This is a genomic window from Ruegeria sp. BHSC043 (assembly GCF_059612985.1).
Map to the genome: position 1 here is coordinate 1 of NZ_JBXWRS010000035.1, position 1,451 is coordinate 1,451.

A 1,451-nucleotide genomic window follows, 5' to 3' on the forward strand; every position below is an offset into this window, starting at 1 on the left:
CGCGTTCGATCGCAGTGACCAGAGCGTCAACCGCATAGACATCCTCTGCGCAGCCGACTTTGGGGATCATGATCTGATCCAGCCGGTCGCTGGCCTGTTCCAGCAGGTCCACCACGTCGCGGTACCAATAGGGCGTGTCCAGCCCGTTGATGCGCACCGACATGTACTTGTTACCCCAATCCACGGTGTTCAGCGCCTCGATCACGTTGGCGCGGGCGGTGTCCTTGTCGGACGGGGCCACCGAATCTTCTAGGTCGAGGTTGATCACGTCCGCAGCCGAGGCGGCCATCTTGGGGAACAGCTTGGTGTTGGATCCGGGGCCGAACAGCTGACAGCGGTTTGGTCGCGCCGGGGCGGCGGGTTGGATACGAAAGCTCATCGGCACCTCGCTGGGTAATGAAATTACGATTTCAGTTGGCAATTGGGTATTAAATTGCGCGACCCTGCGCAAGCCTGATTGTGCAGTTGCGGCAATGCTGTTGCAGAAAGCTGTGCGTAGCCCCCGGAACGCGGCGGTCAAAGTTTCATCATTTTGAAAATTTCGAAGCTTTTTGCGCTATTTGGGGGAATCTTGCAAAATTCTCCGTTCGATGTGCGGCAGGTCGGAGGAAAATGAGAAACGCTCGTTGACGGCCTTCAATAGGTTGGGGCGGAAGAAAAGGAGAGCGCGCGATGATCGAGACACCGTACCTGCTGTTTTTGGGCGATGCCCCCGACCAATTGGCCGCCAAGGTCGCGATCGGCATTCGGGACTGGCGCCCGGAAAACGCCGTGGGTCAGCTGCGGATGGAGGGCTGCAAGGCCGATCTGGGCCTGACCGACATGACCCTGGCCGAAGGTAAGGCCGCCGGCGCCAAGACGTTGGTGATCGGTGTCGCGAACCGCGGTGGCGTCATCAGCCAGGCCTGGAAAGAGGTCCTGATCGCCGCGCTGGAAATGGGCTATGACCTGGCTTCTGGCCTGCACAACCTGCTGCGCGACGAAGGCGATCTGGTGGCCGCGGCCCAGACTCATGGCTGCACCCTGCATGACGTTCGCGTCCCTACCGTGGGCTATCCGATTGCCAACGGGCGCAAACGCAACGGCAAGCGCTGTCTGGCGGTGGGTACCGATTGTTCGGTGGGCAAGATGTACACGGCCATGTCGATGGATGCCGAGATGCGCAAGCGCGGCATGAAATCGACCTTCCGCGCCACCGGCCAGACCGGCATTCTGATCACCGGGCAGGGCGTTCCGCTTGACGCCGTGGTGGCCGATTTCATGGCCGGTTCCGTCGAATACCTGACACCCGAGAACGATCCCGATCACTGGGATCACATCGAGGGGCAGGGGTCGCTGTTCCATGTCTCGTATTCCGGCGTGACCATGGCGCTGATCCATGGCGGTCAGCCGGATGCTCTGGTCCTGTGCCACGAGCCGACCCGCACCCACATGCGCGGTTTGCCGGAATA

General features: G+C 60.9%; 1 protein-coding gene and 1 pseudogene. One reads left to right on the top strand and one right to left on the bottom strand.

Going from position 1 to position 1,451, the window contains the following annotated elements; genetic code table 11:
- Positions 1-379, bottom strand: a pseudogene (locus tag AC2FMM_RS18370) (L-malyl-CoA/beta-methylmalyl-CoA lyase); the annotation flags it as partial.
- A gap of 293 nt (positions 380-672) precedes the next feature.
- Between AC2FMM_RS18370 and AC2FMM_RS18375 the strand changes: the two are divergent.
- Positions 673-1,451, top strand: a 779-nt coding sequence (locus AC2FMM_RS18375) for an N-acetyltransferase DgcN family protein (protein WP_496797358.1), incomplete at its 3' end; no start/stop codon positions are given.